The sequence below is a fragment of the Butyricimonas sp. DFI.6.44 genome, from assembly GCF_022132345.1.
In the GTDB taxonomy this organism is placed as follows: Bacteria; Bacteroidota; Bacteroidia; order Bacteroidales; family Marinifilaceae; genus Butyricimonas; species Butyricimonas muris.
Genome location: NZ_JAKNJD010000003.1, coordinates 65,690 through 91,573, shown reverse-complemented (window position 1 = coordinate 91,573; position 25,884 = coordinate 65,690). Strand labels below are relative to the sequence as shown.

Genomic DNA, 25,884 nt, shown 5'->3' with positions numbered 1-25,884 from the left:
TATAAAAAAACAACTATTTATATATTTTCAAGTCAAAATACTCCGATCTCGGCCAAAGACACGCAAAAACTGGAACCATAGACTTGGTCATAAACAACAAATTTCAAATATCTGGCATTTTGCTCTGACGGAAATTTAATAATCGTAATTTCGCCAGCTGTGGTTCCTAGCGTATTTTCTTCTACATAAGTAACATTCTTCCAAGAAGCCTTATCATCGGAAATCTGAACTTTAATCATCGAGGGTAATAAATTATTACTCATTTCATCATTCTCGGGATTAAAATCTTTTTGGGCAATTTTTACTCCATGCAAAACATTACTCGTTTTCATATCCACAACAATTTCATGTGTTCGGGCCCCATACAAATATTCCGGTTGCCACCAATTTTGAAAATTTCCATCAAAAAGATACTCTGGATGAGAGTTCCAAACATCACCATCTTTCGGAGTACAAGTAATCTCCCAATCGCTTGTATTCAAACACGTAAATTCGGGAAGAACGGGATTACCCATCTCTTGCATATAAGGTAACGATACTTCCGGTAAAAAATGTTTATTATAACGTTCCACATTCAAACCATATATCTCGTGTGCCACGTTTAAAGCGAAAAGACTCGCCTCAACCTCGTATAATTCACTATCCTTACTCGTAGAAGATAAATACTCCGCTTTTTGGTAACGATTTTTACCTAACACCAACGTTTCCAAATTCGACAAATTCAAGATATCCTCAAAAGAAGTTATTGTGTAATCAATCTCCAATACTTTCAACTTATTTGCAAGTTCTTCGCTTACCTCGGATACCCCGTATTGCTCTCTCATCAATTGTTTGAAATCACTCGTGTATAATTTCTCGTGCGATAATTCATACGGGTCAAACACTATCAAATCTTCACATCCTTCCACTCGCCCCGTTCTTTTTAAAATCACCGGTTTGGTCGGATTTATTTTATCTTCAAGCAAGTAATATTTGCGAGCAATCAACTCGGCATTCAATGGTAAAGTTCTTGGTTTCTGCTCATCACCCACGTAATAGCTCAATGTCGCCAATTCCACAAGATCAGACCACCCGGAGAAAAAAAGCACCAAGCGGTCCTTCAAAAAATAATGTTTAGCGATTAACCGGGTAAAAGAAAGTATTGTCTCGTGTGTCGAAGTATAAGGACGACCGAGTAAAGGTGTTGCCAAAGAATGATTGCCTTCTTGATCAACGCCGTACACTAAAATCTCGTAACTTCCCTCTTCAAGTCCGGTAATGTTGTATTCCGTTTGATTAGGTTCTAACAATACCGAATCCCGGAATTCGTCTTTTCTCCAAGTTATCTTGATTTTATCTACAAGTAAATCCGGTGTATTTTTCCATTTCACAATCAACCTTTTCCACCCGGGAGAAACCGTAACATCCGTGCATATTCCTACATACCGGATTGTCCCATCCCCCACGTAATCACTATAGGTATCTTCTAAATCTTCACATGCTACAATCGTCAAAATCAAGAAAAGTAGCCATAAATATTTCTTTGTCATCATAATTTAATCTTTACTCGTATAAATCTCAACTTCATGAAGGGTTACATATTGTCCTGTATTTAACCCGAAAGGATAACCTTCATAACAATTAAACAACTCATCTACAACAACCTTTACGTATTGATACGCAATTCCCGTTGCGGGAAGATTCATTTCTATGCAACAGGGTTCTGCAGCTTCAATCTCTTCCGGTTCATTAAGTATATTGGAATATAAAATCCCATAAGCTCGGGCACACCATCTAGAAGAAACCGTCATGTCTTTATTTTCTTCAAAAAAAGCCATTCGCTTCCAAGAAGACTCATCATCTTTATCATTCGACACGTAAACAGATACCTTACATGGGAGCATATCCATCAACGTCCCGTTTCGCCATATTTTATCTCCCCATGGAAACATCTTCTGAACATATAACAACGCATACAAATTAACGGAAGCAATCATTCGGGGTTCTTCTAAATCCAAAACAAATAACGGCACCCCAACAGCTCCCGGTCCCGCTAAATAAGTATTAAAAATTTGATCATTTGTATTCAAACAATTCAAACCTTTCGTGTCACCATCAAATAAATACTTGTAACCTAATTTAAGATCGGAATCCTCCTGAGAAAGATTCTCTGGATCTTCAAACTTAAATTTCGAGGCTTCCAATTTTTCCGTGTTATACGCTTCCACTTCTTTCCAGATTTTTTGCTTCACCATATATCCCCGGAAATCTTCTGTGCGAATAACAACCTGATTTGTTTTTCCTGATTGTTTCAAAGAGAATGCCAACGTATCAGCCCCCTCGTTTATCGCGAAACTACTTAATAACAATGTATCCGGTTGCTGAGTCTTCGGATCTTTCCCCACGTAAAACACGTGTGCAATCCCCCTTGCCCTTTCAGGTGCATCGTACGTTATCATAAAACCGTTCCACCCCGGTTTCACTTCCAAGTGATTGAAGAAAGCCACCGGTCCGGAATCTTCCGTGTCAAAGGAAACTTCTACTGGTGCAGACTCTACATTATTACGATCGCAAATAGTAACTGTTGCCGGCACGCCTTTTTGCGCCTCATTGAAACCAATTAACATCAAAGAATCACACGCATAACTCCCCGTGCGAAGAATTTCTTTCCCCAAGGCATCCTGATACCGCACCCGAATAGAAAGGACATCTTTATCCCGGGGCAATTTATAACGCATGATTGCCCCTCCCGCCATAGGCTGAAACGTAAAATCTTCCCGAGTCATCGAGATATCAAAAACGTGCTCTTCGTCTTGACATCCCCAAAAACCTAAAATCAATAACAACGCGAATAATATATTCTTCATAAAATCCTATATTTTAAATTCCAAATTTCAGACTCACTTACCAACCCGGATTCTGCACGCAACTAGAAATCAAAACTTCCTCGCTACCTATCGGGAAAAGGTAATCCCTAGGAGCGACAAATTTTCGTTTATCCCACACGACCACCGGTCCCCCGTAGTTATTATAGAACTGTTGAGCCGTTTGACCCAAGATATTCCATCCGTATTGTGGTCCATTCAATTCATCGGCAGCTTTCAACCAACGGCGTAAATTCCAAAAACGACGCCCTTCAAATGCAAACTCGATATTCCATTCTCGTTGAATAATCTCTCGCATTCCTACCTGATTTCTCACTTTATCCGGGATTTTGGAATAATTCAACCAAGCTGTTTCCACGTCTAAAATTCCAGCCCGCTCGCGGACGAGGTTCAGTGGTTCATATACATGCGTATAATCTACTAGCGGTCCCTCGTATTCATTCCACGCTTCAGCTTTCATCAAATAGAGTTCTGCCAAACGCATAATAATTATACCTTCCTCCCGTCCGAAAACATTCTCGTAATCACGATTTTTGATTTCCGAATAAGTTCCTTTTTTCATGTAATAACCCGTCAAATTTTGCGGAGTCGAATTATTGATCATTGCAGCTTGTGACCCGTATCGTTCACCGCGATAGACTTTCACAATCATATCATCCGTAATTGTCGTTCCACGTTGCCAATAACAACGATCTGCCGCGATATGAGCGTAAAAACGAGGTTCCCTACGAAGATGTAATCCCAAGACCGTGCTCGTGTTTAAGGATACAACGTTTTTATACAACGGGCTTGTTTCTTTCCCCAATTGATAACGGGAAGTATAATCCCACTGAACATCTACTTCAATCGGAAGTCCATGCTCTGTATAATACATCTCAACCATCTTCATACTCGGGGCGATACACCCCATCGCTTCCCTGTGATAATATTCCGTATCATTGCTCTTCACGTAAGGTAACGTCCATTTGCACCAAAGTGCATTCCTCACGCTCGATGCATGAAGCATAAATATAGCCTCTCTATTCACGAAATTCTCTGCCAACGTGGATTTCTCGATATTAGACATCGTACCCAACAATTTAGTCCCTTTATCCACATTCTCAAAAATCAAAGATTTTCCCCCTTGTCGACAAATTAATATAGCGCTATCTGCCGCTTCTGCCGCCCGTCTCCACTTCTCTTTATCATAGGCAGGAAATAATCGTTCCCCTTTCTTATTCGTGAAATTAGCAAACATCGAATTGCCGTTAAAAAGCGGAGAAGCTGCATATAACAAAACCTGAGCTTTCAATGTTGCCGCAGACTCCTTATTATGAAATGCCCAACGACCTTGTGCTTTCTGTTCCATGTGCGGTAAATCACGAATCGCTTCATTCAACAAAGCGACCGTAGCTTCCACGCATTCATCAATTGAAGCTCTAGGTTGTTGCATTACAGCCGTTTCCGAATAAGCCTCTATATTCTCGGGAACAAGAATAAACGGTCCGTAATAACGCATCAATTCAAAATAGAAGTGTGCTTTCAAGGCTTTAATTTCAGCCGTCCATAGTTTTCTTTCCCAATCTTCCAGATTGTATGTCCCCCCGATATGATCCAGAAAAATATTACAATACCGAATCCCCGCGTAAAACACATCATTTTTCCAAACATTACCATACGGGTATTGTGCCATTTGCAACCCATCTCCTATAAGCAGACCATTCCATTCCTGAGACGAACCACTTCTAATAAAGTATTGGCGAGCATACTCTCCGGCAACAACCTCATCCGCTCCCGTGTAGGCTGGATTACTAGCAAGATTCGTTAATACATCCGTTAAATAAAGATGGCAGGCATCCATCCAATCTTCTACTTTTTCTCTTTTCTCAAAAATAGTTTCTATCGTCTCTATATCATTTTCAGGTACGGTATCAAGATAATCGCATCCCGAGAAAAGCAAGGGGAAGATAATAAATATACATATAAAATATCTCATAATCAGCGCATATTAAATTAAAAGCTAAAATTGAATCCTAGTGTATAAGTCTTTTGAATCGGGTAATTGAATCCGCTTTCTCCCAATTCGACATCCCATACTTTAAAATTAGAAATCAAGAAAGGATTATTAGCCCGAACAAAAAATTTCAAGTTTTGCAATCTCCACTTATTCATCAACTTCCTTGGCATATTATAAGCCAACTCCAATGATGTACAACGCAAGAAACGGCATTCTCGCATAAAATAAGTACTCTTGCGAACTTCTGCATTATTTTCATTATACCAGTCTTCTTGCGGATTGTGTTGAACAATATTATATGTCGACAAACGTGGCCAGAATGATTTATTGGTCATGTTATCTTCCGACCAGTGATCATTATAAATCGCTTTCAACATGGCATGATCCCCGTCAAAAGGTGAGATTTCCTTGGGATTCATGAAAAAAGAACGTTTCCCCGAACCTTGAAAAGCAAAACTAAATTCAAAGTTCTTGTAATTTATAAATCCTGAAAAACCGTATATCAATCTTGGTGTTTCCGGAAATCCGATAAAAGTAGCATCATTCACATCAATCTTTCCGTCGTTATTAATATCTCTGTATCGAATATCCCCGGGCATCACGTCCCCCCCTTGAACAGGAGAGTTAGCAATCTCAGCTTCATCGCGAAACAAGCCTTCGGCGATATATCCCACTTGTTGAGAAAGCTCTTTACCTATTTTACGTTGCCACGAAGGTTTATCTGTGGCTTCTTCTATTTCCTTGTAAATTGTTTTGTTGTAAGTCAGCGTTCCATTCAAAATTATCCATAAATCAGGATTAAAAGAATGTTGTATCTTACCAGAAAAATCAATACCACGAGAACGAGCTTTACCGATATTATCTAATGGCGTATACTCGATACCCACGGACGAGGGTATCGTCGTGCGATAAGAGAGAATATTATGGCGCACCTCTTGATAAGCATCCACTGTAAATTCAAATATTCCTTTGAACCACTTGGTTTCCAAGCCTAAATTCACCTGTTCGGCAATCTCCCATTGAATACCTTCATTTGCGTAAGCTCTAATTCTCGGTCTGTTGAATTGTGACGCAAATGGTCTTGGGCGAGCTGCCGCCGATATCTCTATTTCCGGCATAAACACAAAACGAGGTTCAGTGATAATACCATCATTTCCCACTTTACCCCACGACAAGCGAAGTTTCAAAAATTCCAGCCATCGGGAAGTTGACATCATAAAAGGTTCGCTAGAGACAAGCCAAGCCAAGCCCGCTGCCGGAAAGAATCCCATTCTATTCTTCTCCGCAAAACGTTCCGAACCATTGTATCCAAAACTACCCTCGATAAAATAACGATCTTTATACCCGTAACTACCCCTCATAGAAAACGTCAGATTTCTTTGAGGCATTCCCTCTAAAACCTTCTCAATCGGGGTATAGGTTTTTTCCATTGCTTGAAATACGGCTGTCAATGATGTTTGATGTTCTTTCCATGCTGCAGTATGCAATAATCGACCTTCATAAGTAACACGCGTTTCCGTCGTAGAACCCGTTACCATAGGTTTTCCTATTTTATTCACAGCTATTTTCAACGTTCTATCAGCATATTCACCACTTAAATCCTGCAAAGTATGCTTTCCTGTTTCAAAATCATAACTTGCCAAAGCATATTGAAAAGGCTCCGTCGTGAAACCCGTAGTATAATACCCTGTCTGCACCATAGCAACACTCGCCCTAAACTCAAGCCCCCTAATCAAAGAACCCAAATTTTGAATATATTCCGCTTTATTAATCGTAGAATAACGTGTACGCTCCAAATATCCTTGTTGCAACAACATATACGGGTTTGTCTGTTTGGCAGCAGTCGTTCCAAAACGCAGATGAGGCCAACCATACCTGTCATCGCCGGGATAAAGCGGAGCGAAATCAACAGGAGAAGCATTAAACGCATAATAATAAGCCGTATTCATACTTTCCAACGGTCCGTGATACTTATCTAATGTCGTAGACGTATTCACCACCAATTTTATACCTGCTTTCAAGTCTATATTCAAATTAGCACGAAATGATGTTTGGTTATTCTTGATATTACAATCGAAATCATTCAACTTATCGGTTTTTAACATCCCTCGATCTATATTATAATTCACTGATGCATAATATTGTATCACTTTTGATCCTCCACGAATATTTAAACCCATACGATGATTCACGTTATAATCTTTAAACATCATATTGTACCAATCATTTTGTGGATATAACCACGAGGGATACTTACCGGAAATTGTACGATTAATATATTCTTCGCTATATTTCGGAGTAGCCAACGAAGAACGTCCCACAAGTGCCTGATTGTACATTTTCATGTAAGTAATAGGATCTACTACATCTATTTCTCGTGTCGGCATAGAGAAAACTGTTTCATAACGAACTGATGCATACACGCTTCCCTCTTCTCCTTTTTTGGTTGTCACCAAAATCACACCATTCGCACCGCGTGCGCCATACATGGCCGTCGCCGAAGCATCTTTCATCACGCTAAAACTCTCGATATCCTCGGGAGCCAAACGAGCCAAATCCAATTTTGAAGTTTCTACCCCATCCAAAAGAATTAAAGGATCAATATTTGCGTTTGTCTGAAAAGAAGTGATACCACGAATATAGAACTTCGTATTCATCTCATCTTCGGTCAAAGCACCCGGAATACCTCCCGTCTGCCAACCTATCACACCGGCAATTTTCCCGGCAAAACTGGAAGTCAAATCACTATTGGATGATTTCAAATCCATAGGACGTACTGTCGTGATTGCCGATACGACACTCTCTTTCTTCTGGGTCCCGAAAGCAACAACAGCAACCTCTTCCAAATTCTCCGCCGTAGGTTTCAATGTTACATTTACTCTCGTTTTTCCTTTTACCGGAACAATTTCCGTCTTATAGCCGATAAAAGAAATCTGCAATACTCCATCCGAACTCATTCTCACCGAATACCGACCTTCCGCATCAGAAGCCACTCCCTGCGTTGTGCCATAAACTACCACGGTAGCCCCGGGAATAGGGTCCCCTTTCTCGTCCGAAATTTTACCAACTACTTCTATCAAATTTACTTTGCTAGCCGTCGTTTTCTTCACGACAATAACTATCTTATTCTCTTTAAAGACATAATCATATGGACTATCTTCCAATAATTTTTTCAATGCATCCTCAACCGTAGCATCTTTCACGAACAAGGTAAATTGTTTCTCTTTATCAACATCTCCATTACTTTGAAACCCGTAATCAATGCCTGTCTGCCGATTAATCTCCGCAAGAATTTTTTCTAGAGTAACATTCTTCATCGAAATCGTCACCTTTTTTTGAATATCATCCAATATACAACCTGTTGATCCATACATACTCAATGGAATAACATTGAGTGTTACAAGCATCAAAAATATGCCTAACATGCTTTTTTTTAGCGATAAGTATATCACCCTTGATTTTTTTTGCATAAATTTGTAGTACTAATTTATTTTAAAAGTAAATATCATTTACTGCATCAATGTCACGATCAATAAAGGTCCAATTTTATAAGATCGCGATTTTGTTTTAAAGATTATCCCGCCTAGCGGGATATCTTTTTATAAGTCTGGTTATTTTCTTATAGTATAATACCCCCTTTCTTTTATGAATTTACAATTTGTCATCAACTCGATAAATGAGATAACTTCTTCAATCGGAGTTTTTTTGTTCAAATTCATTGTAACCTCAATCATCGTAATGTCAATTTGTGGCTCAAAATCAATCCCATACCAAGCAGAAATATCCTCCAGTACAAGATTCAACTTTTTATCCTGATACTTGAACACACCATCCATCCATGCAGTAGCATAACGTGTATCCACCTGCCTAACATCGACATTCCCGGAAGTTGCGTTATACGATACCTGTTCACCGGGAACAACTTTCACTTCCTCCCGACCGGGTGACCGGAATCCGATTTTTCCCTCCACCAATACCGTTTCTACGGTATTTTCACGGGAGGTCTTCACATTGAATTGAGTCCCGTAAACCCGGATTTTAGAATCAGAAACACTTACCTCGAAGGGCTTTTCCGATTTGGTCACATCGAAATACGCTTCCCCGAACAACTCTACCTCCCGTCTGTCCCCGACGAACTCAACCGGGTATTTCAAGCGGCTTCCAGCATTAAGCGTTACCCGAGTACCATCGGCAAGCGTAACATTATAAGTGTACCCGGCAGGAATCACAAGCGTGTTGTACTCGATCTCCCGAGTATTGTTCACGACAGAATCATAAACGATATGATTCTCCTCTACTCGAATATTCGATTCGTGAATTGTCTTTTCTACATTCTCTTGTTTCAGGTTCACGCTGTTTCCCCCGGCAAGAATCAACGTGGGAACTACGACTTTGTTTTCGACTTTCACGGTCTTGGCAACTTTCACAGGTTCAACGCTCTTGTGTTCCTCTGTCCACAACAATGTGAAAATGATACCGAATAATATCACAGCCGCTGCAGAACTTGTAGCCCATATTATTTGACGACGACGCTTCATCCGGCGAAGCCTTTGCTCGAAGCGACGCACAGCCGCCTCAACCTCTCGGTCCGAGGGTATTTTTATCGTATCAATCAATTCGTCTATATCTCTTTTTGTTTTCATATCTTATGCTTTTACCCATATATAAACCGAAACCGGAAAAACTACCGAGAGAAACTACATTTTTTTTCAAAATTGCAAGAATTTCACGATAAAATGGTGATAAGATTGGCGGATAAATTATTACATCTTGCGAAATAATATTATTTTTGCAAAAATTGAAGGAATATGACACTTCACTCAGACGAGTCGGATGATGCACTTTTGAAATCGTTCAACCAACGGAATGCCCATGCATTCGGCGTTGTTTATCGTATGATATACAGGGAACTATATCTATACGCAACTCGTCTGTTTGAACCTCTCAACATCCCGTCCGAAGATATTATCCAAGATGTCATGGCCGATATATGGAAACGGAGTTCTGTTCAATTTCCCACGCTGGCATACATTAAGACATTCTGTTTTATCGCCCTGAAAAACGCATACAAGAATAAATTAAAACATTTGGGACACCAGCAACGTTTCGAATTGGAGTGCAAAGTAGAATATGAATTTTCGGACGATATGGAACGTGTGGAGCTGTACAAAACCCTGTACGATTCCCTTCAAATCCTGCCCGAAGATTACGCCACAGTGATTCGTATGTATCTCGAAGGTTGGAAACCGGAAGAGATTGCATCAAAACTGGGTATCGCTCTCCAAACCGTCTATAATAAACGGCGGGAAGCGGTCATCATCCTACGTAAATATATAATTTACAATAACTTATAGCATATTTTCTCAAATTGCAAGATGAAACAAGCAAAAAATAGGTAAAACTGCAAGATTTATCGTGCAATTTTCATACATTTGCAATAATAATTTGATAAACAATAAACTATGAATACATTATATAGAACTTTTAAATTACTCTTAGATAACACGACCACGAGTTTTGTCCGTTATCTGCATGACCAAATTTCATGGGATAGCCGCCTGATTGCTATATTAGGGGCAAGAGGTGTAGGCAAAACAACCTTACTGCTACAGCACATTAAACTCCACGATAATATTGACGAAACACTTTTTGTTACAGCTGATGATCTCTATTTTTCCACTCACACGTTCGTCGATCTCGCTTTACAATTTTACCAAAACGGGGGAAAAAAACTTTATATTGACGAAATTCACAAATATCCGGGATGGTCTAGGGAAATAAAAAACATATACGACCTACTCCCCGGTTTAAAAGTAGTGTACACCGGCTCCTCTATACTCGATTTAGAACAAGGAGGGGCGGATCTCAGTCGCCGCAAGTTAGAATATCGCATGACAGGGTTATCTTTTAGAGAATTTCTCGTTATTGCCAGGAATATCGAATTACCCGTGCTTTCACTTGAAGAAATTTTATCCAACAAGATACCATTTCCTCACGAAAAGGAACGTCCTTTGCCATTATTCAAAGAATACCTGCAACACGGTTTCTATCCGTTTTTCAACGAAGACGGTTACCACGCACGTTTAAGAAGTGTCTTGAACCAAACACTCGAAAATGATATTCCGATTTTCGCACAAATGAATGTTGCAACCGCACAGAAATTGAAAAAAATGTTGTATATAATCGCTCAAAGCGTTCCTTTCAAACCAAATTTCTCGAAATTATCACGGGATTTAGATATAAATCGCAATGCGGTACCCGACTTAATGTTCTACCTCGAAAAAGCGGGAATTATTAACCAATTACGCACTGATACAAAAGGGATAAAACTACTTGGTAAAGTGGACAAGGTATATCTAAATAACACAAATCTCGCATACGCCATCACGGATAATACCCCTGACATCGGAAACATACGTGAAACCGTATTCTTTTCCTTGATGCGAACAACACGAGAAGTCGTAACATCCTCCGCGGCAGATTTCTCTATAGGAAAATATACCTTTGAAGTCGGGGGAAAAAACAAAAATCAAAAACAGATCGAGGGCATAGAAAACGCTTACATCGTGAAAGACGATATCGAATACGGGTATAAAAATATCATTCCATTGTGGGCTTTCGGTTTAACCTACTAATTTCCGAACAAATCCCTGCAAATATCTCCTATTCGGGACACGAATTTCACGTTTATATGTGCCGGAGTTTTGACAAGCGCCTTTTTATTTCCCGACGGCACGAATATCTGTTGAAACCCCAGTTTCTCGGCTTCCAATACTCGTTGCTCGATACGACTGACGGCACGTATTTCACCCGAAAGCCCGACTTCCCCGGCAAATACCGTGTCCGACGGTATCGGGGCGTCAATATTCGAGGAAAGTACAGCCATAACCACGCCGAGATCCAAGGCAGGGTCACTCACCCGAATACCTCCCGCGATATTCAGAAAAACATCCTTTGCCGCCAAACGAAATCCTACCCGCTTTTCGAGTACCGCCAACAACATATTCAAACGACGGGTGTCAAAGCCCGTCGCGGACCTCTGGGGCGTCCCGTAAGCAGCCGTGCTTACCAATGCCTGCACTTCCAACAAAATCGTTCTGACGCCTTCCATCGTGGCGGCAACAGCCACCCCGCTTAAATTCTGGTCATGATTGGAAAGGAGCAACTCGGAAGGATTTGCTACCTGACGTAAACCGGATTGCAGCATCTCGTATATCCCGATCTCGGACGTCGAACCGAAACGGTTCTTCATGGAACGCAGGATACGATACATGTGTTGTTGATCACCCTCGAATTGTAACACGGTATCCACCATATGTTCCAAAATCTTGGGACCAGCCAGTTGACCGTCTTTCGTGATATGCCCAATCAATATAGTGGTAATAGTATTTTCTTTGGAGAAACGCAACAATACATTCGTGCATTCCCGTATTTGTGAAAGACTTCCCGGGATAGCATCCACCGTTTCGGTAGACAACGTCTGAATGGAATCGATAATCAACAGTTTAGGTTCCAGTGCACGGGAATGTTCCAGCACCGCTTCCAGTGAATTGCCGGAAAGAAACAAACAATCATCATTCTCCGCACCCAAACGTTGTGCCCGCATCTTGATCTGGGATACACTTTCCTCCCCCGACACGTAAAGCACTTTCCCGTTATGATTACGCAAGGCAAATTGCAAGATAAGAGTGGATTTCCCGATGCCCGGCTCTCCGCCCAACAAGATCATAGAGCCCGGTACAATTCCGCCTCCCAACACCCGGTTCAATTCCCCGTCGCCCGTATCCATCCGTTCGTCGGCATTGGTTTTCACCTCCGATAACCTCAACGGGCGGGAAGAACTATTCCCGATAATAGAAGCCGCCCGTTTCCCCTTCACGGCAACTTCCACTTCCTCCACAAAACTATTCCACTCCCCACAAGTGGCACATTTCCCTACCCACTTGGATTCTTTCGCCCCGCAATTCTGACAAACGTAAACGGTCTTAGATTTCACCATAACAATTGAAAATTGAAAATTGAAAATTGAAAATGATTAGTTTTCAACGTTCAATTTTGTTGTTTTTACTATACTTGCTGTAAGCCGGATTAATTCACGGCTCTCCCCTATGATAGAATCAAACTCTGACTCGGTTAAATAATCTGTTTCTTTCAGCAATAGAAGCCAATATTCCGTTTCATTGGCCTCTTTTAAAGCTATATTCACTTTATTAATGAAATCTGCTTTAGACTGCGCATGTTCACTCTCTCTAATCAACGCTCCAATCGACGTCCCACTCCTAAGCAACTGTTTCGACAACACAAACTCCTTACGCTCTGCACATAAAAACTTGTACAAATTAACTATCCGTACCGCAAATCGGAAAGACTTCCCCGCAACAATATTTTCCTCTTTCATTTTCAATTTTCAACTTTCAATTTTCAATTGTATTAGTCAAAAATTTCATCCACGAAATCGGATTCAGTGACCACCTCGTCACCCTCATCATCACAATCAAGGACTTTATTCACGCCATTCGGTTTTTCGAAATCTCGTTGCGGAACGGCAAGCGATTTATCGGCATATACTTTTTGCATAAACAATGCCCAAATCGGGAGAGCCATATTGGCTCCTTGACCATTCGCCAAGTTCTGGAAATGGATGGAACGGTCTTCAGCTCCAACCCACACTCCCCCGGCAAGATCGGGAGTGATTCCGATAAACCAACCGTCGGAGTGATTCTGTGTCGTTCCGGTCTTCCCACCGATCGGATTGGTAAATTTATAACGATAGCGCAACCGGATACCGGTTCCTTCATCAATAACACCTTTCAAAAGATTCGCCATCAAATAAGCCGTATTCTCCGTGATTACCTCTCGGGATTCGGGCTGGAACGTCGCCAATAAATTACCATACTTATCCTCTATCTTGGTCACCATTATCGGCGAATTGTACACTCCTTTATTCGCGTACACAGAAAAAGCGGAAACCATCTCTTTCACGGAAACTTCCGAAGAACCCAAGAATATAGCAGGCACCGGATCTATAAAACTGTTAATACCCATTCTATGAGCCATCTGTACCACTGCCTCCGGGGTAAATTGCTTCAATACCCAACCGGAAATATTATTTACCGAGTTCGCCAACCCCCATTTCAAAGTAACCATCTCACCCTCACGCTTATTTGTCGAATTGCGGGGCGTCCATGTAGTCCCGTCCGGCAACACGAAAGTTTGCTGCACGTTCAACACTTTCTGACAGGGCTCCAATCCCTCCTGCATCGCCAAGGTGTAAAGAATCGGCTTAATAGTAGATCCGATCTGCCGTTTACCCGTGCTCACCATATCATACTGGAAATAATGATAATTAGGACCTCCCACGTACGCCTTGATATGTCCGGTAGCGGGTTCCATTGCCATAAATCCGGCACGGAAGAACGATTTATAATGCTTCAGAGAATCCAACGGACTCATTGTCGTGTCACGCACTCCATTCCACGTGAAAACAGACATGGCCATCGGTTTTTCGAACTCTTTCTTGATCTCGGCAAAACTCTTGCCTGCCTTGTTCATGGAGCGATAGCGCTCCGTGCGCCGGATAGAAGTATTCAAAATTTCATTAATCGCTTCCTTCGTCAGGTCATTGGAGAAAGGCGGATTCGCTTTATGCTTTCTTTCCGCCATAAAAGTCGGTTGCAATGTTCCCCCTAAATGCTCGGTCACCGCCTCCTCCGCGTATTTTTGCATCCGGGAATCCAGAGTCGTGTAAATCTTCAGTCCGTCGGTATAAATATTATAACGGGAACCGTCGGATTTCAGATTCTTGTTACACCACCCGTAAAGCGGGTCCCTCTCCCATGCCAGCGAATCGACGGCATATTGATCTTTATTCCACTTGTAATTCTTCTTTTCCGGTTTATTAGCTGTCAGGTACAAACGCATATATTCCCGGAAATAAGTAGCGATACCCTCTTTATGGTCTTCTTTATGAAAATCCAGTCCCAACGGCAAATTCTTCAAAGAATCGTATTCCGTTTCGGAAATCTTGTCATATTTCAACATCTGGCTCAACACCACGTTCCGGCGCCCCAACGTTTTATCCGGTCGGCGCACGGGATTGAAAAGTGAAGGATTTTTCGCCATACCCACCAACATGGCCGATTGCTCTACCCGCAATGAATCGGGAGAAGTGGAGAAATAAATATTTGCCGCGGAGTTAATACCAACCGCCAAATTTAAAAAGTCAAATTTATTGAGATACATGGTGATGATTTCCTCTTTCGTGTAGCTCTTTTCCAACTTCACGGCAATCACCCACTCCCGGAACTTACGCATTGCCAATTCCATGAAGTTCTGGTTTGCCTCTCTGGGGAATAACATCTTTGCCAGCTGTTGGGTAATCGTGCTACCTCCCCCGGCTGCCGAATTACCTGTCGCCATTCCTTTTGCCACACGGAACAGACCGCGCACGTCAATACCGCTATGTTCATAGAAACGTACGTCCTCCGTGGCTATCAACGCGTCAATCACGCTCTGGGGAATATCTTTATATTCCATGTAACGACGGTTCTCACTACCCTCGAAATATTTCCCGATGATTTTCCCGTCAGCAGAATACACCTCTGTCGCAAAACTATTATTCGGATTTTCCAACTCCTCGAACGTGGGCATAAAACCTAATTTCCCGTCGGAAACCAAGTAAAAAAAGAAAAATATTCCTCCCACGAATATCACGAACAATCCCCAAAAAATGACAAAGTCTTTCCAATATTTCTTTAATATCTGCATCCTGTTAAATATTTATTACCTATTTTCATTCCACTATCCACTCCCCGATATTTCGAGTTTTATTGTCAAAATTAATTCCTATCCGGAACAACTGCCGGGAATCAGCCTCGAACGGGCGAGCGTAATGCTTCTCCTCTATCTGACGCAGAGCCTCCGCCGCCGTTCCGTCCAACTTGAACTCCATCACGTAAATATAACGGTCTGTCTGCAACACCAAATCAACCCTTCCCTCCGACGTGTGATACTCAACTTTCACGTAAAAGCCCACCAAACGAAAAACAATGAAAAGTACATTCTGATAATGCACTTCCAAATCCCGGATAATCTCGTAAGGCGTATCGGCAAAAAAACTCTGAAGCCTACACAAGAAAGCATCCGGCTTACCGGTTCTGATTTCTTTCACGAATTGTTGAATTTCGAATGGGGATTCCACTTTATTTATTCTCGTGTAGAACGGCATCAAAAACTTGACAAACCCCTCCTCCACTTCACGATTCGGGAATCCAAGAATGTAATTTCCAAACTCTTCATCATAATCCTTAATCGTGAGATACCCGCTTTGATAAATCACGGGAATCGGGCTCTCGTCCGCGTAGATACTGTTCAGCACCTCCTCGCTCGTTTCCTCCCGGGACATTTGTTCCAAATTATAATGGTTCTTCTGTAACAATTCCACCAGATAAGTCGGGGTTCCCGTTTCAAACCAGTAACTACCGAATTTCATCTTGTAAAAGGTGTTCAACACGCTAAAGGGATTGTAAATTCCCTCGGAATTTTCCACGAAATGATACCCGTCATAAGACTCCTTCAACCGGGCGCATACCTCCTCGTACGTCATGTTCTGGGCAGAAGCCAATTCGTGCAAATCAGCCTCAAAATAACGATGAATCTCTTCCCCCGTCATCCCGCATATAGCGACATACCGGTTATCCATGGATATATCATTCAGATTATTGAGGTCACTGAACACGCTGACTTTCCCGAACTTGGTAACACCTGTCAATAAAGCGAACTTGATATCCCCGTCCATGGTTTTCAAAACCCCATAAAACGGTTTCAACGTATTACGAAATTCCCGTTGCAACCCTTCGTTATTGATGGCCTGCAACATTGGCTTATCGTACTCGTCAACAAGAATTACCACCCGTTGCCCCGTCCGCTCGTGAGCCCGGCGAATAACCCCGGCGAATCGTAACGAGAACGACACCTCCGACGCTTCCCTCCCGTAAAGGTTCTCCCACCGGGTCAAGTTATCATTGAGAATATTACCCAAGCTCTCGACGGAATCATACTTCTCGATATTCAAATCAAGATGCAGAATAGGATGTTGCAGCCACTCTTTTTCCAGTTCCTCCATGGCAAGACCATGAAACACCTCACGTTTTCCTTGAAAATAAGCCTCAATCGTCGAGATAAGCAAACTTTTCCCGAACCGACGCGGACGACTCAAAAAATAGTAACGCCCTGATTTTACCAGCCTATAAATCAACCTTGTTTTGTCCACGTAAAGATACCCGTCTTTCCGCAGGCTCTCAAAATTCTGAATACCGATAGGATATAACCCGTTGCTCATTTCTCTTGCATTTAAACCACAAAGTTAGGCAAAATCAACGAGATTTAGAACATTATTAAGCAAGACAATAAAGATATTACAATTCACGTTAAGACCTCAATCAGCCCCTTCTCTCGTTCTTCAACCGTTATTCCGTCATTGTCCAACCGTTTCGAAACGACTGAACTCCGATAACCCGACGTGAGAACATCTTTTCCCTTTCCCGTGCTTGACCTTTCCGTATCTTGATATTGTCAGACTTTCAGGCCTTATGGACGAGAGGGTGTGTCAAAACACACCCTCCACATTTTCAAATAGTTATTAAAGAAACAAGCCTATTCCGTTCCTTTCAAAGCTGCAACAATACATTCTTCCAATGCTTCTCCCCTTAGGCTTTCAGCTATAATTCGATTGTTTTCATCCAACACGAAAACGTAAGGAATGCCGTGAACTTCATACAGGTTGGAAGCTATACTACTCCATCCTTTTAAATCAGACAAATGAATCCAGTTTAATTTATCCTCTTGAATCGCTCGTATCCATGCCTCTTTTTTGGTATCAAAAGATACACTTACGATTTCCAATCCCGCGTCTTTATACTTGCGATAAATTTTCCGGACATTAGGATTTTCCGCGCGACAAGGTCCACACCAAGAAGCCCAAAAATCCAGTATTTTTACTTTTGCTTTTATATCATACAAGGAAAGCGAATCTCCTTCGGGAGTTACCATTTTGAAATCGGGAGCGGTTCCCCCGACGATGATTCGCGACTCTTTATCGACATACGGCTTCATTAAAAGCCCCGGAACTGTTTTACGAGCGTTTTCACCCAGCAAAGCATATCTCTCGTGTAGACGTTTTGCCCTGTAAAAAGTTTGCATACGTCCGTACACGACGGCAGCACCGACAAGATTATCGTGTTGACGAACAAAATCACTTTCAACTTCATTATAACGCTCATCCATTTTAGACAATAAACCACGTATTTGCAGTTTACCGAAGTAATCATTGCCGTAAATTTTCTCGTATTCTAACCGCATGGAATCTTTTTGCACCTTTATCTCCAACTCTTTTTTCCGCAGTTCATTCCGTTGCTGTTGCAGGACTCCCCCTCCATCTATGGCATAAGTTGAAACATCCGGTATATTCGCTTCCACTTTAAACTCGCTATTTTCAACAAGTATTGGCACTCGTAATCTCGTGTCCGGAGCCACAATTTCCGCCATAACCGGTTCTTTTACACTCCCTTCAAAGAGAAACGTGCCATCAGCCGACAATACATTTCCCAAGGTATCCCACGTTCCCGTCACTCTCGGGGTAACCAACAATATTCGCCCCTCGTAACCGGTTATCTGTCCCTCTACCACGTAACGAGGAGAGGGTTGGCAGGCAGCCAAAATCATACTGCCTAACCAGACTATCCAATTCATTTTCATCAATATTTAATTTTTATCAGGTTCTTTATACGTGATATCCACAATATTTCCCAGTTTATCGTGTTCTTTATGTAGTTCAAACTTGCCTTTCCGCAAATCTTGAGGAGTATCGTAGGTCCGCATGACACCACATTCCGATTCATCCATACCATCCACCGTGGACCCCACGATTAGGCGCCAAGCGCGTTTTCTTTGCCATGAATCAGTAGCACCCCAAGAATTATTAGACACCAAAGGTTCAAATTTTATCACTTTTATCTTTTCTCCCGGGAATGTCAATACCGGTATCGCTTCTTCGTCGGGATAAGCAACGTCAAAAGCATAAATCGTGTTGTTACTGAGATAATAAATATGATTATAGTTATTACTAAAGGCAAATTGAGTCGCGTTTTCCAAGCCGGGACCTTTAATCTCCTCATAGAACCTTTGTTCGTTTTTCTCGTCGTATCCCATGAGAATCCCATAAGCGTAATGCCTCCTCGTGTTCGGGTCTTTCAAAACAACCCAATTGAGCCCTTCGCCCAACGAACTATACGTACTCGCCCCTGCTACAAAATCCCGCCCGGTTCGTGCATCAAACTTTTTATCCCCGGAAAATTCCATCACGGAGGGATAAGTTTCTTTTTGCTTAATATTCACAAACTGACGATTCGTGGCATCATATAGCATCACCGGAACCGGGTCCGAAGCACCGGCAATATAAATCCAACGATTCATCACCCCGACGAAAGGAGCCGCCTCGAACCGTTCCCCCTTGATAAAATTCACCGGATACCCGAAAAAACCGACCCCGTTAGCGGTAAGCTCGGAATAGACATCCCCGCTTTCTGTAACAAGTGTCCAACGGTCTTCTCCTTGGGTACAACGTTGCGAGAATTTAGCCATCTGAAGATTTACCACTTCCGGAACAATTCCAAAAAACCATTTGAAATCAGTATCTTCACCCACGTGCATATCCGATTTATCAATCTCGTAAGTACCTTTTTCCGAAACAAGTAACATACGAGAATGTTTATTACGGAACCAGCAAGGAAGTAACTTCAAGGGTTTCCCCACTGAAAAATCTTGGTTTGCCCAAATATTCTTGGCAATAATATCCTTTGTTTCATCCCTATTGACTACCATATCAAGACGAGCTTCTCCCCCCATGTCACAAAGCACCAACCATCCTTCACTCGTCATTGTTGTCAAACGTACGGAAAAACGCTCCCGATAGGCAACTCCCGTTGATTTGTCCGTCACGATATAAAACCCGTCATAAGTACCGGCATTCGCCTCGGCTAACCATTCCAAGTTTTTATCTCGACCGATAACAAAATCCTCCCCGTCTTTCACTTCATTAATATCTATTCCATTGGGAATCAATTTCCATTCATACTCGTACTCGGATTCATCCTTTTCTAAAGTAGAAGCTATTTCCGGTTGCAGACGAAGTACATCCGCGAAAGCCATCAGCGTGTAAGTCGTATCCCTACCGATTCCGGCAATGGACAACTCGTTAATCTCGCGATAATCGTAATTTCCCTTGTCATCGAAACAGGAGGAAAATGCCCACCACCCCAATAATATATAAAACAAATATCTTTTCATAACGCTCTTATTTAGCTATATTTAAAATTATTTCTGCGCATCAGGTCCCATTGTCATCGGTTCTCCATCCTCATCCAATTCGGGATGCTCTTGAAGGTATTCATGCAAGTATCTTGCGGCAAATCTCAACTTACCTTCATTCAAACCGCTTTCCACGAAAGAAGCAACAAAATCCTCACGATCGTACCCCATTTGATCGCAAATAAATATAGCCTTTTTCGTTGAGAATTTACCAAAGAAGTTTTCGCCATAAAGCGACCACCACACGGGGACTTGAAAACGTTCATCCATGTGTATGACACGTTGATAATCTATCGCTCGTAGTGAAGTTACTTGAGCAGTATCAATTAATGTTTGCATACGAGAATACAGGAATCCCAATTCCGGAGTTTCTTCCAGTCGTAACGTAAAACGCCGGGGACGTTTGATAAGATCATCAGCCCGCAACAACTCGATTTCCACCAACGCATCCGCTTTTCCCGCGAGAATCGCGTATTCTTTTTGCAGAAGACGGAAATCTTCGCCCTCCACGGCACTCAAAGTATCTTGTTCATCCGCGATTACCTGAATCGTGAATTTTCGGTCATAATCAGCCACATCTCCCAACAAGCACACTCGCAGATTCATATTTTGCGTCTTTATGTCTGAATTCTTCAATCCCCATGGCACCACAATCGTGTCCAACACGGCTTCCGTCGGGTCAAAATAAATCCCACTTGAACCCTCGTATACATCTATTTTTTCCTCGCATGCTCCAAAAAAGATCATGAACAGGATAAGCATATAAATAATTCGTTTCATAACTTAAACTTTAATTATATTTTGTTTCCCCGTCTGGAATGGGTAATACATATCTCAACAGATTGATTGTTTTCGTTCCGTACGGATCGTATGCCGATTGAATCTCTGTTTTCATTTTCCGTTTGTAATAGAAAAACAATTGCCCCTCTCCATATAACTCCCTAAGCCATTCCGCTTCCAAAGACTGTTCTACTTGTGTCGAAGAGATCTCACGCAATCCCCGGTTTACCCGCAAGGTATTAAGATAGTCGGTTGCTTCCTCGGGATCTTCTGTCACCTCCGTGGCAATCATATACATCTCGCTTGTTCTTAACATAGGTATCATTTGCTGGTACAATGAATCTTGCCCTTGATAACGGTCATAAAGTGCATAACTCTCTCCATCAAAGTCAAATGTAGCGGAAGACAAAAAATATTTATACCGGTAATCAGCTCCCGAGCCTCCTGCTTTTTGAAAAACTTGTCTTACAACATCGAAACGGGGAATCAGTAATGATGATTGCAATTTCAGATTTTGCGCGTCAAACAGAGAGGTAAATATTGAATTACGATTCAAGTTTTGCAGTGCGAATAATACCTCGGTCGAAAACATCCTATCGGGAATAGTCCCATCAGTTCCCATCGTCATCGGATCCACCCACGGGAATAACTTTTCCGATATTTCAATAATTTTCAGCGCATATTCTTTCGCTTTCTCCGTATTTCCGGTATACATGTAAACCCGGGCTAACAAAGCCTGTACTGCATAATAATTAAGACGTAAATTACGATATTGGAAAAAGACATTTCTTGAATCGCCTTGGACTCCATGCGTAATAATAGGATCAATCTCCAACTCTTTCTCCGCGTTCAGTAAATCATCTATCACCTTACCCATAAACTTATCGCTCGGCAAAGAAGGGTTTACATCTAACACGAACTCTTCGTAATAAGGAAGTGTTTCCGAGGAAGCCCCGTAAACCGGTCCGAATAAACGGAATAAATCAAAATGCAACATTCCGCGTAAAGCCAATGCTTCACCCCGGCACAAATGATAGTAATCGTCCGAGAGAACAGCACGGTTTACCTCACAATTCTTTATCAACAGATTAGTATTGGCAATCAAGCTATAAGCCTTTTGCCAAATAGATTCAATTTTACTCTTGGAATAAGCTCCATCATACTCGTAATTCGCTAAAGAATAGAGACTCTTATTCTCTTCCGGGATAGCGTAACGCTGTGCCAAGATTTCCACGAATTCACATGTTAGTGCTCGACCGTACAAGTTATCGTTGTTCAATTCAACATAAATACCATTTAACGCTTCTTCAAAACCGGCAACAGTTGAAAAAGCTGTTTTTTCCGATATTCTGTCACTGGGTTTTACATCCAACCAATCGGAACATCCACTACATATTCCAGCTAACAGGAGAAAAACAGATATAAATTTCGTTTTCATAATTGTCAAAAATTAAAAATTAACCGAGATAGCAAACGTAACACTTCTCGCGAACGGATAATCAATACCGCGTTCGTCTTTCAAAGAAGCAATCCGGCAAATATCATTCATGTAGGCACTTAACGACATTCCTGAAAAACCCGTCTTCTTTATCCAATTGTACGGCAATTCGTATCCCAATCGAACGGACTCCAGCACGATATAATTATTTTTCTGCACGAAACGAGATGACATTTGGGTAACATCCGTCAAGGCGATTCCTTTGAATCTGGCCTTGTCCCCCGGTTCTTTCCAACGGTCATACAGCGCGCGTTTGTCTTGATTCTTTTGTAAACCTTCTCTCGAAATATTTTCCACCTTGTTGTACAAAGTAGAGTTGAACGCATCAGCCCCAAAACTATACCTGAAATAAATACTAGCCGAAAGACCTTTAAAATACAAGACATTGCCGAATACTCCCTCCAAATCCGGACGAGTATCACCTACAAGTACTTCATTTTCATAATCGTAAGTAAATGTTCTACGTCCGTCTTTTGTCAAGAAAATTTCTTTTCCCGTGGCAGGGTCAATTCCCTCCGAACGAACGGTCCATAAAGCTGTCGGGCTACCGCCGTCAAAATAACGGGACAAATTTTTCCCGATATTCTCGTTGTTGTATTTTCCCAATTTCGTTTCGATGCCATCATAATACGCCTTGCTTCTCCGGAAAGTCAAACTCGTTGTTAGATTTACACGCTCTTTAGGCTTATAAATGAAAGAGTATTTTATCGTTCCGTTAAATCCTTTGTCAACTTGCTTTCCGATATTTGCCAAACGGGAAGTGACTCCCACGGACATGGCAACCCCGATGGAGGCTAATAAAGGATCCGTCAATTTGTGGTAATAATCAAAAGTAACATGGAATCGATTATTGAACATACTCACATCCGCGCCAATATTTTTATCCAATGTCTTCTGCCAATCCAAATCCGGGTCACCAAAGGCATCTACCAAAATACCCGTGCCAAAATTATTCTGCATCCAGTTGTTAAACTTGTAAGTATTAATCGTTTTGAAAGAACCGAAATTCTGGTTACCCGGGTTACCGATAGAAGCTCTGATTTTCAACATGGAAAACAAATTCGTGTTATTCTTTATAAAATCCTCGTTATGAAGATTCCATGCCAACCCGATAGCCCACGTCGTGGTGAAACGCTTGTTAGACCCAAATACAGATGAACCGTCAGCTCTTAAATTGACATCCAGCAAATAGCGATTCATGTAAGAATATCCACCGTTAAAATAAAAATTAACCGCTCTCTTTTTAGCATCGCTATAACCGGGTTTACTGTTTTCCGTGTACGAATTGGCAAAACCGGGTGTAGTATAATCTCCGCGTGGGAAACCTATCGCGGAAAAAGATTTAGAATCACTGGTGCTTTCCGAAAAAGAAAGCCCGAGAACAGCATTGATTTGATGCGCATCTGCCAATAGTTGTCCGTAAGTTACTGTCAAGGAGCCGTCATACCCGAATGATTCGGAATGGCTATCAGAATAGGAACCTTTTTTCAATGACTCTGTTTCATCAAATTGCGTGTCTTCCGGTGAACGAAAAACTTCTGTTGTCGATACTGATTTCCATACCCCGATACGTCCGCGAACATACAAAAAATCCCAAGGACGATATTCTATATCCAGATTATCGCGCATATCATAAGTATCCCCCTCGTTATAACTGTTCAATGAAGCATTCCAAAGTGGATTCGGCACGTAGATACCCCCGTCTGAAGCTTGAGTATCACCTGCACCCGGTGTTTCCAGCCATTTGTCTATTCCCCCGAACTCGTTGTATTTAGGGTAATACGGGTTTGCTCTTGAATACTCCGAGAAAGGAACTATCGGGTCCGTGGTCTTCGTGAAATCAAGAGTTAATTTATTTTGGAAATTCAATTTACCAACCCGGTACAACAAATCCAAGTTTCCACTTACCAACTGACGACGCGACTCTTTCATCACACCTTCTATATTCGTGTAATTCAGCCCCAACCCGAAACGAATCTGCTGGTCACCTCCTTGCACGTATAAATTATGACGTTGGTTCAAACCTATTCGCAAAGGTTCGGACATCCAATACGTGTCAACACCTTTCTTCACGTTCGCCAATAAACGATTATAACGCATTTGTAACTCTTCTTCATGAGTTACAACATTTGAAGAAAAATTTCCTGCCAAACGTTCAAACTCCAACTTTTCCGCCGCGTTCATTAGGTTATAAGCGCTCAAATCGGCAAACGACACATCAAAACTCCCGTTATACGTTAATCTTATTTTACCGGCTTCCGGAACTTTTGTTTCCACGACAATAACCCCGTTGGCAGCCTTTGCACCGTATATGGCAGTGGAAGCCGCATCCTTCAATATAGTAACGGAAGCTATCCTATCCATACTCAAGTCCATAATTGTGCGCAAAGAACTCTCGAAACCATCCAGAATAAATAAGGGTTGATTAGGATCTTCCCCGAACTCCTCCTTGAAACCGACGATACTACTCTTTCCCCGGATTTCCACGTCGGGCAAACGATTGGGGTCGGAACCGTATTGATTATTTTCAAGAATAGCAAAAGCGGGATCCAGTGTTTTCAAACTTTGCAATAAGTTTTGATTACCGACTACTTTCAATTCTTCCGCTTTATAAGTTTGCGAAGAGCCGGTAAAACTTTCTTTCTTACGGTTATAGATACCGGTCACAACAACTTCTTCTACCTCGGTTTTTTCTTCTTGCAGCACAACATCAATAACTTTTCGCCCGTCAACAGCAATTTCCTCTTTTTTCATACCAATGAATGAAAAAACTAAAACCGGATTCTCCACGCCGGGAATCGTGAGCGAGTATTTTCCGTCCATATCCGTCGTGATACCTAAAGTTGTTCCTTTCAGCAAAATCGTAACTCCCGGCAAAGGAATATTATCCTTATCTGTTACTTTACCCGTGATTGTGATTTTTGCTACTTCAGGCGTTTTAGCACCTTTCCGCTTGATTACTACCGTATTCTGTTGAATAACATACTCAAAACCGGTATCTTTCAACACGATTTTCAAAACCTCCTCCAACGGCATTTGCTTCACGCTAAGCGTAACGGGTTTCAGTTGTTCCAATTGCGTCTTCCCGTAAGCGAAATTCACATCCGTTTGTTTTTGAATTTCCAACAACACCTCAATAATGGGGGCATCTTTCAATTCAAGTGTAATTTTTTTAGATAAAACGTCTTGAGCATTCACGCTCGTAACTCCCAATAGCAGGCAAACCCACAAGCATATCTTACAAAAAGAACCGCCCCTATTGCGAAATAGTAAACTTTTTTTCATAACTTTGTTTTTAAATATTTATCGAGTTAATTAACCGGTTCGTGATTTTCGAGATACACACTGAACCATTAATTTATTCTACAGGATGCACGTCG

At 41.7% G+C, this 25,884-nt stretch carries 16 protein-coding genes; 2 read left to right on the top strand and 14 right to left on the bottom strand.

Going from position 1 to position 25,884, the window contains the following annotated elements:
* Positions 1–32: 32 nt before the first annotated feature.
* From L0M98_RS05545 to L0M98_RS05525, 5 genes are all read right to left on the bottom strand, one after another.
* A complete protein-coding gene (locus L0M98_RS05545; RefSeq protein WP_227217528.1) occupies positions 33–1,532 on the bottom strand; it encodes a DUF4998 domain-containing protein in 1,500 nt (499 codons plus the stop codon).
* A gap of 3 nt (positions 1,533–1,535) precedes the next feature.
* A complete protein-coding gene (locus tag L0M98_RS05540; protein WP_227217529.1) occupies positions 1,536–2,846 on the bottom strand; it encodes a DUF4959 domain-containing protein in 1,311 nt (436 codons plus the stop codon).
* 37 nt (positions 2,847–2,883) lie between these two features.
* Entirely contained in the window at positions 2,884–4,839 is a 1,956-nt protein-coding gene (locus L0M98_RS05535; RefSeq protein WP_227217532.1) for a RagB/SusD family nutrient uptake outer membrane protein, read from the bottom strand.
* Positions 4,840–4,856: 17 nt separating this feature from the next.
* A complete protein-coding gene (locus L0M98_RS05530) occupies positions 4,857–8,234 on the bottom strand; it encodes a TonB-dependent receptor (protein WP_227217533.1) in 3,378 nt (1,125 codons plus the stop codon).
* A gap of 237 nt (positions 8,235–8,471) precedes the next feature.
* Complete coding sequence (locus L0M98_RS05525) at positions 8,472–9,503, bottom strand: FecR family protein (RefSeq protein ID WP_227217534.1); 1,032 nt, start codon at positions 9,501–9,503, stop codon at positions 8,472–8,474.
* Positions 9,504–9,668: 165 nt separating this feature from the next.
* Here L0M98_RS05525 and L0M98_RS05520 point away from each other — a divergent pair, with 165 nt between their 5' ends.
* Positions 9,669–10,214 (top strand): RNA polymerase sigma factor, encoded by a 546-nt coding sequence (locus L0M98_RS05520; RefSeq protein ID WP_227217536.1) that lies wholly within the window; start codon positions 9,669–9,671, stop codon positions 10,212–10,214.
* A gap of 108 nt (positions 10,215–10,322) precedes the next feature.
* Positions 10,323–11,495: an ATP-binding protein gene (locus tag L0M98_RS05515; protein WP_227217538.1), complete on the top strand. Its 1,173-nt coding sequence runs from the start codon at positions 10,323–10,325 to the stop codon at positions 11,493–11,495.
* On the opposite strand, the gene radA is transcribed toward L0M98_RS05515, so the two are convergent.
* The 9 genes from radA to L0M98_RS05470 form a co-directional block, all read right to left on the bottom strand.
* A complete protein-coding gene (gene radA / locus L0M98_RS05510; protein ID WP_227217540.1) occupies positions 11,492–12,859 on the bottom strand; it encodes a DNA repair protein RadA in 1,368 nt (455 codons plus the stop codon). The two genes, L0M98_RS05515 and radA, sit on opposite strands and share 4 nt — an antisense overlap.
* Positions 12,860–12,895: 36 nt before the next feature.
* Complete coding sequence (locus tag L0M98_RS05505) at positions 12,896–13,258, bottom strand: four helix bundle protein (protein WP_099291400.1); 363 nt, start codon at positions 13,256–13,258, stop codon at positions 12,896–12,898.
* A gap of 32 nt (positions 13,259–13,290) precedes the next feature.
* Entirely contained in the window at positions 13,291–15,627 is a 2,337-nt protein-coding gene (locus tag L0M98_RS05500; RefSeq protein WP_227217541.1) for a transglycosylase domain-containing protein, read from the bottom strand.
* Positions 15,628–15,652: 25 nt separating this feature from the next.
* Entirely contained in the window at positions 15,653–17,200 is a 1,548-nt protein-coding gene (locus L0M98_RS05495; RefSeq protein ID WP_227217543.1) for an ATP-binding protein, read from the bottom strand.
* A gap of 314 nt (positions 17,201–17,514) precedes the next feature.
* A complete protein-coding gene (locus tag L0M98_RS05490; RefSeq protein ID WP_227217544.1) occupies positions 17,515–18,609 on the bottom strand; it encodes a TlpA disulfide reductase family protein in 1,095 nt (364 codons plus the stop codon).
* Positions 18,610–18,621: 12 nt separating this feature from the next.
* Positions 18,622–20,205, bottom strand: coding sequence for a PKD-like family lipoprotein (locus L0M98_RS05485; RefSeq protein ID WP_227217545.1), 1,584 nt, complete (start codon positions 20,203–20,205; stop codon positions 18,622–18,624).
* A 27-nt stretch (positions 20,206–20,232) separates the two neighbouring features.
* The gene (locus tag L0M98_RS05480) at positions 20,233–21,006 is read right to left on the bottom strand and encodes a DUF4843 domain-containing protein (RefSeq protein WP_227217547.1); all 774 of its coding nucleotides are present in this window, start codon (positions 21,004–21,006) and stop codon (positions 20,233–20,235) included.
* Between the two features lie 10 nt (positions 21,007–21,016).
* On the bottom strand, positions 21,017–22,444 hold the full coding sequence (locus L0M98_RS05475) for a RagB/SusD family nutrient uptake outer membrane protein (protein ID WP_227217548.1): 1,428 nt from the start codon (positions 22,442–22,444) through the stop codon (positions 21,017–21,019).
* A gap of 12 nt (positions 22,445–22,456) precedes the next feature.
* Positions 22,457–25,789: a SusC/RagA family TonB-linked outer membrane protein gene (locus tag L0M98_RS05470; RefSeq protein WP_227217549.1), complete on the bottom strand. Its 3,333-nt coding sequence runs from the start codon at positions 25,787–25,789 to the stop codon at positions 22,457–22,459.
* Positions 25,790–25,884: the final 95 nt, after the last annotated feature.

Bases quoted from the DNA above. Each gene is read 5' to 3' on its own strand.
- L0M98_RS05545 (WP_227217528.1), bottom strand. From the start codon at position 1,532: ATGATGACAAAGAAATATTTATGGCTACTTTTCTTGATTTTGACGATT.
- L0M98_RS05540 (WP_227217529.1), bottom strand. From the start codon at position 2,846: ATGAAGAATATATTATTCGCGTTGTTATTGATTTTAGGTTTTTGGGGA.
- L0M98_RS05535 (WP_227217532.1), bottom strand. From the start codon at position 4,839: ATGAGATATTTTATATGTATATTTATTATCTTCCCCTTGCTTTTCTCG.
- L0M98_RS05530 (WP_227217533.1), bottom strand. From the start codon at position 8,234: ATGTATGGATCAACAGGTTGTATATTGGATGATATTCAAAAAAAGGTG.
- L0M98_RS05525 (WP_227217534.1), bottom strand. From the start codon at position 9,503: ATGAAAACAAAAAGAGATATAGACGAATTGATTGATACGATAAAAATA.
- L0M98_RS05520 (WP_227217536.1), top strand. From the start codon at position 9,669: ATGACACTTCACTCAGACGAGTCGGATGATGCACTTTTGAAATCGTTC.
- L0M98_RS05515 (WP_227217538.1), top strand. From the start codon at position 10,323: ATGAATACATTATATAGAACTTTTAAATTACTCTTAGATAACACGACC.
- radA (WP_227217540.1), bottom strand. From the start codon at position 12,859: ATGGTGAAATCTAAGACCGTTTACGTTTGTCAGAATTGCGGGGCGAAA.
- L0M98_RS05505 (WP_099291400.1), bottom strand. From the start codon at position 13,258: ATGAAAGAGGAAAATATTGTTGCGGGGAAGTCTTTCCGATTTGCGGTA.
- L0M98_RS05500 (WP_227217541.1), bottom strand. From the start codon at position 15,627: ATGCAGATATTAAAGAAATATTGGAAAGACTTTGTCATTTTTTGGGGA.
- L0M98_RS05495 (WP_227217543.1), bottom strand. From the start codon at position 17,200: ATGAGCAACGGGTTATATCCTATCGGTATTCAGAATTTTGAGAGCCTG.
- L0M98_RS05490 (WP_227217544.1), bottom strand. From the start codon at position 18,609: ATGAATTGGATAGTCTGGTTAGGCAGTATGATTTTGGCTGCCTGCCAA.
- L0M98_RS05485 (WP_227217545.1), bottom strand. From the start codon at position 20,205: ATGAAAAGATATTTGTTTTATATATTATTGGGGTGGTGGGCATTTTCC.
- L0M98_RS05480 (WP_227217547.1), bottom strand. From the start codon at position 21,006: ATGAAACGAATTATTTATATGCTTATCCTGTTCATGATCTTTTTTGGA.
- L0M98_RS05475 (WP_227217548.1), bottom strand. From the start codon at position 22,444: ATGAAAACGAAATTTATATCTGTTTTTCTCCTGTTAGCTGGAATATGT.
- L0M98_RS05470 (WP_227217549.1), bottom strand. From the start codon at position 25,789: ATGAAAAAAAGTTTACTATTTCGCAATAGGGGCGGTTCTTTTTGTAAG.